The sequence below is a fragment of the Candidatus Krumholzibacteriota bacterium genome, assembly GCA_016931295.1.
In the GTDB taxonomy this organism is placed as follows: domain Bacteria; phylum Krumholzibacteriota; class Krumholzibacteriia; order Krumholzibacteriales; family Krumholzibacteriaceae; genus JAFGEZ01.
Genome location: JAFGEZ010000013.1, coordinates 1 through 7219, shown reverse-complemented (window position 1 = coordinate 7219; position 7219 = coordinate 1). Strand labels below are relative to the sequence as shown.

At 67.2% G+C, this 7219-nt stretch carries 6 protein-coding genes; 4 read left to right on the top strand and 2 right to left on the bottom strand.

What is annotated here, in order from left to right:
* The 4 genes from JW876_04145 to gdhA all read left to right on the top strand — a co-directional run.
* Positions 1-313: HAMP domain-containing histidine kinase (locus tag JW876_04145; GenBank protein ID MBN1884699.1), on the top strand; the 313-nt coding region annotated here is incomplete at its 5' end.
* The gene (locus tag JW876_04140) at positions 310-1680 is read left to right on the top strand and encodes a sigma-54-dependent Fis family transcriptional regulator (GenBank protein MBN1884698.1); all 1371 of its coding nucleotides are present in this window, start codon (positions 310-312) and stop codon (positions 1678-1680) included. The genes JW876_04145 and JW876_04140, both read left to right, overlap by 4 nt.
* A 196-nt stretch (positions 1681-1876) precedes the next feature.
* Complete coding sequence (locus tag JW876_04135; GenBank protein ID MBN1884697.1) at positions 1877-2290, top strand: response regulator; 414 nt, start codon at positions 1877-1879, stop codon at positions 2288-2290.
* 188 nt (positions 2291-2478) lie between these two features.
* Complete coding sequence (gdhA, locus tag JW876_04130) at positions 2479-3816, top strand: NADP-specific glutamate dehydrogenase (GenBank protein MBN1884696.1); 1338 nt, start codon at positions 2479-2481, stop codon at positions 3814-3816.
* A 150-nt stretch (positions 3817-3966) separates the two neighbouring features.
* On the opposite strand, the gene JW876_04125 is transcribed toward gdhA, so the two are convergent.
* Together JW876_04125 and JW876_04120 are read right to left on the bottom strand one after the other, a co-directional pair.
* The gene (locus JW876_04125; protein ID MBN1884695.1) at positions 3967-5907 is read right to left on the bottom strand and encodes a hypothetical protein; all 1941 of its coding nucleotides are present in this window, start codon (positions 5905-5907) and stop codon (positions 3967-3969) included.
* Positions 5908-6061: 154 nt separating this feature from the next.
* Positions 6062-7219 (bottom strand): hypothetical protein (locus JW876_04120; GenBank protein MBN1884694.1); only part of this gene is annotated, 1158 nt, incomplete at its 5' end.

Sequence of the window (7219 nt, the reverse complement as noted above, 5' to 3'; positions counted from 1 at the left end):
CGACGCGATGCCCGACGATCGCCACGGCCGGATCACCCTCAAGACGGCGAACGAGGACGGGCACGTCGTCATCGAGGTGCGGGACGACGGTGTCGGGATGAACCAGAAGACGATAAAGCAGATATTCGACCCGTTCTTCACGACGAAGCGCGCCAGGGGCGGGACGGGTCTCGGCCTGGCGATCTCCTACAAGATCATCGAGGAACACGGCGGCACCATCTCGGTGAACAGCAAGCAGGGCAGCGGGACGGTCTTCCGGATCAGGATCCCCGCGGGCAGGACGCATCCGGCCGCCGGTGGGGGGAAGGCATGAAACGGGTGCTCATCGTCGACGACGACGTCGCCGTCACCAATTATTTCAGGGTGTTCCTCATGCAGACGGGGCTCTTCGAGCCGACCGTGGTGAACGACTCGCGCACGGTGGCCGGTCTTCTCGAGGAGAGCCGTTTCGACGTGATCCTGCTCGACATGGACATGCCGTACGTGAGCGGGATGGACATCATGCGGACGATGCGGGCGAAGGGAGACACCACGCCCGTGGTCGTCCTGACGGGCGTGAGCGACGTCGACATGGCGGTCAGGGCGATGAAGGTCGGCGCCTTCGATTACCTCATCAAGCCGGTCGAGGACGACAAGCTTCTCGAGGTGATCGACGCGGCGATGGAGCACGACGCCCTGCATCGCACGATCGAGGATCTTCCCGAGGAACTCTCGCGGGAGAGCCTCATCGACGAGGAGGCGTTCCGCAACTTCCGGTCGCAGGATCCGAAGATGATCCGGCTCTTCCACCAGGCCGAGAAACTGGCGGCGAGCGATCTGAGCATCTTCATCTGGGGCGAGAGCGGCACGGGCAAGGAGGCGGTCGCCAGGGCGATCCACAAGGTGAGCCCCCGGCGCAACAAGCCCTTCCTCGCGGTCGAGGCGGACGGCCAGGATCCCGAGCATTTCCCCTCCTTCTTCTTCGGCCAGGCGCGCGACTGGAGCGGCGCGCGGGAGGAGAGGACGGGGTTGATCGAGCAGGCCAACGGCGGCACGATCTTCCTCAACAACATCGACGCCCTCCAGCATCCGATGCAGGTCCGCCTCAAGCGGGCGATCCTGACGGGCGAGTACTACCGCGAGAACTCGACCGAGATCCGCACGGCCGACGTCCGGATGATCGTCTCCTCGACGCACGACCTGACGAGTCCCGAGTACCGGCAGAGCTTCTCGCGCGACCTCCTCTACCACCTGATGATCAACTCGATCAGCATACCGCCGCTCAGGGAGCGGGCCGTCGACATCCCGATCCTCGCCGCGCACTTCCTCGCCGAGGAGGCGGAGAAGGCGGGGAAGACGATCGAGACGATCAGCCCCGAGCTGCTCGAGATGCTTTCCGCGTACAGCTTCCCGGACAATATCCGGGAGCTCCGCACGATCGTGCAGGCCGCCGTCGCCAGCAGCGATGCGAGCGAGATCGCCGTCGAATCGCTGCCCCCGTACATCAGGCAGGCGATCGAGCCGGGGTGCGGCAAGCGGGGAGCCTTCGTCCCGCGGACGATCGAGGAGGTCGTTCGCGAGCACGCGCGACTCGCCGTCGCGCATTTCGGCAACGACCGCGGGAAGGCTGCCGATTCGCTCGGGATTCCGGCGGCGGAACTCGACCGTCTCGTCCCCGGCGACGCGTCCGCGGCGGAATGACGGGGCGAAACCGGCCGAGCGCTACCCGCGGCGGGCAAGGGGGCCGCAGCGGGAAGCCGCCCTTTTCGATGGACATCGTCACGCGCATGCGGATATAATCGGAAGCGAATCGCAACGATTCGACAAGCGGTGACGTATCAATCGACAGTCGAAATCATTCGCCGGGGGGAAGCGACCGGTTGTGGGAGGCGAGAGCGTGCGCGACGGATCGAGCGCATCGAACGGTGACGGCAGGGCGCGAATCCTCTTCATGGACGACGAGGAGATGCTCCGCCGCGCCGTGCCGCGGATGCTCGCCACCGCCGGCTACGACGTCGATTGCGCGAAGGACGGCGACGAGGCGCTCAGGAAATATCGCGTCTCCCTCCATGCGGGACGGCCCTACGACCTCGTGATCCTCGATCTCGGCGTCAAGAAGGGCAAGGGCGGGAAGGAGACGATCGCCGAGTTGCGGGAGATCGACCCGGCGGTCAGGGCGATCGTCTCGAGCGGCCGGCTCGCCGATTCCAACATGGTCAGCTTCGAGCAGTTCGGTTTCGCCGGCGCGATCGGCAAACCCTATACGGGATCGGAACTTCGTTCGGCGATCGAACGGGTGCTCGCCGGGTAGTTTCCCCACGAATCGGCCGATTCGATTCGGTTTCCACCAATAATTCGGCTATAGACAATGGGCTTGACAAAATTTTCCGTCCTCCGTACATTTACACCCTTCCCGACGGGCGTTCCCGGGGGAAGAATCCGGTTTCACGTCCGCCCGACAGGGTGCAGGTCAACCCGCCGCAGCCGAAGGAGGCTCAGATGTCCAAAGCTGTCGATGCCTTCATGAAGAAGGTACAGGCTCGCGATCCGCATCAGCCCGAGTTCCACCAGGCCGTGCACGAGGTGGTTTCCTCGCTGATGCCGTTCATCGAGAAGAATCCGAGATACCAGGACGAGCGGATCCTGGAGCGGGTCGTCGAGCCCGAGCGCGTCATCATGTTCCGCGTGCCCTGGGTGGACGACAAGGGCGAGATCCAGGTCAACCGCGGCTTCCGGATCGAGATGAACAGCGCGATCGGCCCCTACAAGGGCGGCCTGCGCTTCCATCCGACGGTCAACCTCGGCATCCTCAAGTTCCTGGCCTTCGAGCAGGTTTTCAAGAACGCCCTGACGACCCTCCCGATGGGCGGCGGCAAGGGCGGATCCGACTTCGATCCGAAGGGCAAGAGCGACGGAGAGGTCATGCGGTTCTGCCAGAGCTTCATGATGGAGCTCTTCCGCCACATCGGCCCGGACACCGACGTCCCCGCCGGTGACATCGGCGTCGGCGGCCGCGAGATCGGCTACCTGTTCGGCATGTACAAGAAGCTCCGCAACGAGTTCACCGGCGTTCTGACGGGCAAGGGCCGGAACTGGGGCGGCAGCCTCGTCCGTCCCGAGGCGACCGGCTACGGCCAGGTCTACTTCGCCCAGGAGATGCTGAAGACCCGCGGCGACTCGATGGAGGGCAAGGTCTGCACCGTGTCCGGCTCGGGGAACGTCGCGCAGTACTGCACCGAGAAGTGTCTCGATCTCGGCGCCAAGGTCGTCACGATGTCCGATTCCGGCGGCACGATCCACGATCCCGCCGGCATCACGCGCGAGAAGCTCGCCTGGGTCATGGAGCTCAAGAACGTCAAGCGCGGCCGCATCAAGGCATACGCCGACGAGTTCAAGTGCGAGTACCTCGAGGGCAAGCGCCCCTGGCACGTCAAGTGCGACGTGGCGCTGCCGAGCGCGACCCAGAACGAGGTCGACGTCGACGACGCCAAGGCCCTCATCAAGAACGGCTGCATCTGCGTCTCCGAGGGCGCGAACATGCCCAGCACGCCGGATGCGATCGACGTCTACATGGGCGCCAAGATCCTCTACGGGCTCGGCAAGGCCGCGAACGCCGGCGGCGTCGCCACGAGCGGACTCGAGATGTCGCAGAACAGCCTGCGCCTCTCCTGGAGCCGCGAAGAGGTCGACGAGAAGCTGCACGGCATCATGGTGGCCATCCACGAGCAGTGCGCGCAGTACGGCAAGGAAGGCGACTTCATCAACTACGTGAAGGGCGCGAACATCGCCGGTTTCCTGAAGGTCGCCGACTCGATGATCGACCACGGCGTCGTGTAACGCGATTCCCGGTCGTTTCCGCATGCGAAGGCGCCCCCTCCCAGGTGAGGGGGCGCCTTTTTTCGTGCCGTCGGGCCGGGTTCGGCGGGACGCGGGTTCCGTTTCCCCGATTTCGCGCAACTGGGCCTGATGGCCGGATGCGCCTTCCCGTCAGCGGTTGTTCCCGCCCGACGCCTTGAGCTTCTCGATCTCCGCGCGCAGCGATGCGACCTCGCGCTCGATCCGCTCGCGGGCCAGGGCCTCGGCGGCCGCCCGCTCGGCGGCCGTGTCGACGGCCCTCGCCGAAGCGGCGCCGGCGACCGGAGGCGCGGCGCCCGTGTAGTTCGTCGCGTCGACGAGGCCGTAGGAGCCCGGCAGGTAGACGAGGGTCAGCTGCATCTCCCACGCGGCGAGATTGCCCGAGACCTCGTCGCCGAGCAGATAGTAGGTGTACGTGCCGGCGCCGGAGACCTCGAAGAGCCCGTGGCAGGTGACGGGCAGGTACAGGGTCGTCGAGGCCTGGGAGGAGCCGACGTAGACGCTCGCCTCCTGGTTCGCCGGAAAGCCCGCCGCGTCGTCCGAGACGCCGAAGGTCGCCTCGCTCGCCACGCCGCCCGTGTGCACGACGCGCACCTCGGCCGTGGCGAGGACGAGGACGTACCCGGCGTCGGGGACGCTGATCGAGCGGGCACGGAGCGGCTCGATCCCCCCGGCCATGTTGAACCCGCTGGCGAAGGCCCGCGAGGCCACGCCCGGCTCGTCGAGGATCTCGGCGTCGCCGATCCCGTTCACCGGGAAGACGACCGATGCATTCCCCGTCTCGCTCATGTCGAGAACGGCGGAGTTCCCGTCGCCGTAGACCGCGACCATGGGATCGTACGTACCCCCCGTGTTGCCGTCGACGACGAACCCGGGAGCCGATGTCGAACGGGCGACGGAGAAGTATCCGCCTGTCCCGTCGGCGTCCGGCTGGATCGCGCAGAGCGGATCGCTCCCTTCGTCGAAAAGCTCGAGCATTCCCCCCTCGCTCGTCCCGAGCAGTCGGCCTTCCAGGGTGTCGTGACCGTAGAGGAAAAGTTGTCCGTCGTAGAAGGGGAACGGTCCGCCGAGCACGACATGGTTCGTCAGGAGGGAGTCCTCGACGATCGCCGAGCCGGCGACGTGAAGGGCGCGGCCGGGGCTCGTCGTGCCGATTCCCACCCGGAGGCCGTCATTGTAGAGATTGTCGTTCGCCGCCCAGCCCCCGCCGTCGTGGCGCAAGGTCTGTCCGGCGGAGCCGCCGGGGAGCGCGGCGCCCTCGGCGGTGAGCGACCGCCAGGAGGAGCCGTCGTGTCCCTCGAAGTCGCTTCCCGTCCAGCGGATCGTGCCTGCAACCGAGCCGGCGGCGTCGCCGATGATCACCGCGCCGGCCACTTCGAGCGTCTCGCGCGGGTACCGGACGCCGATCCCCACGTCGCCGCCTCCCTCGACGACGAAGGTCTCGCCGCTCCCCGCCTGGTAGAGGACCCACGCGTCGTCGGGGGCGAGGCTCGTGTACGCGTAGAGCGAATTCGACCGCATGTAGCCGAAGTACGGTCTGGCCCCGGCGGTGAGCGTGTTCGCCGTGATGCCCGCGTAGAAGTCGTTCGTGCCGCTGTAACGGATGCCGTTCTGGGGCGAGCCGCACACCTCGAGGGGGGCGCCGGGGTCGACGGTCCCGATCCCGACGCGCCCGCTTCCCGGAAAGACATTGGCGTCGCCGCGGACGGCGTCCGCGTTCAGGGCGTAGGGCACGGACGCGAGCGCCGTGCGCGGCGCGAGTTCCGCGCCGCCCTCGATTGACATGCCGAGCCAGCACGGCACGTCGAATGCGGGACCGAGCGGCACCGTCTCTCCGAGCATGACCGAGAAGATGCCGTCGCCCACGGCCACGGTGCGCACGCTCTCCCACAGGGGCGAGCCGCCGGAGGGGACGTCGTAGACGCGGAAAATCACCTCGTACGAGCCGTCGGGGACGGCTGTTCCCGCGCCGTCGGTCAGCACGCCCTGCCAGCTCAGCGTCCGCGGGACCGCCGCGCCGGCCGGTGCGGCGACGGCGAGCGCCAGGAAAGCCAGGCAGATCGCTCGTTTCATCGGTATCTCCTTTCGAATCGAAGGAACCCCGGCCCCGTCGGGCCGGTTGGATGGCAAACGGGGCGGAACGCCTCGCGTCCCGCCCCGTCCGCTGTCATGCGCATGCGCGATGTCGCCTCGCCGGCCCGGGTCGGGGCCGGCGCCTGTCGGCGCGTCAGCGCCGGTTGTCGTCCCGCTCGCGCTCGATCTCGGCGATGCGGGCGCGCAGGTCCTCGAGCTCCCGCTCGATCCTCGCGCTGTTCGCCGCCTCGGAGGCCGCACCGATCGCCGCGGCGTCGGACGCCGTCACGGACATGCTCCGCGCCTCGTCGTCGGGAACGTTCACGCCCGCCGCGGTCGGTTCGACCGTGCCGTAGCTCGTCGGGACGAAGAGGAGCGTCAGCTGCCGGTCGTAGGCGGAGAAGGCGCCGGAAATTTCCTCGCCGAGGAGGTAGAACGAATGCGAACCGGCGGTCACCGAGAAGAGGCCGTGGACGGTCACCGGGAAATCGTACACACCCGTCGGCAGCGCCGCCTGGAGGTACAAACCGACGTCCTGGTTCGCCGGCAGGATGCCGCTCGCCATCGATACGCCGAACTGCCCGGAGCTGTAAGTGCCGGTCGAGTGAGAAACCCGTCCCTGGCAGGTGCCGAGGGCGAGGACGTACCCGCTCGTCGGGCAGGTGATCGACTGTGACATGATGATCGTGGGGTCCGTCGTGAGGGATACCGACGCCGCGCCTTCCGTGGCGCTGGCCGCGCCCGGCTCGTCGATGATCTCGGTGTCCGAGATCGCCCCGGTCGGCAAGACGACCGAGCCGTCGCCGGTCTGGTCGGTGCGGAAATACGACGACGACGAGCCGGTGATCGACACGCGCGTCTCGTTCGTGGCGCTGTAGTTGCCGTCGATTGTGAAGCCGTTCGATCCCACGCTCCGGCGGACGTAGAAGTAGCCGCCCTCCCCGGAGACGTCGGCCTCAAGCCCCCCGAGATACGAGCCGGTCTCGTCGAGGAGGTCGATATTGCCGCCGTAGATGCTCGTCTCCAGCCTCGCCTGCGCGTCGCCGCCCAGGCGGAGGATCATCTGGGACTGGGTATCCGAGTCGAGCTGGGCGTTCTGCGCGAGGAGCGTGTCGGCCGCACGGATGCTTCCATCGACGTCGAGCGTGTACTCGGGGTCGGTCTTCATGACGCCGGTGTGGCCCGTGCTGGCGTCGAAGAAGAGGTAATTGGCGATCGTCGGGGTCCTGTAGTGCCAGAGGGCGAAGTCGTCATCGCCATTGGGGACGTAGAATCCCCATTTCTGCGTGCCCTCGGTCATGAACCGGAGCGT

Coding starts and splice junctions, on each gene's coding strand:
- JW876_04125 (MBN1884695.1), bottom strand. CDS start 5,907: ATGAAACGAGCGATCTGCCTGGCTTTCCTGGCGCTCGCCGTCGCCGCA.
- JW876_04140 (MBN1884698.1), top strand. CDS start 310: ATGAAACGGGTGCTCATCGTCGACGACGACGTCGCCGTCACCAATTAT.
- gdhA (MBN1884696.1), top strand. CDS start 2,479: ATGTCCAAAGCTGTCGATGCCTTCATGAAGAAGGTACAGGCTCGCGAT.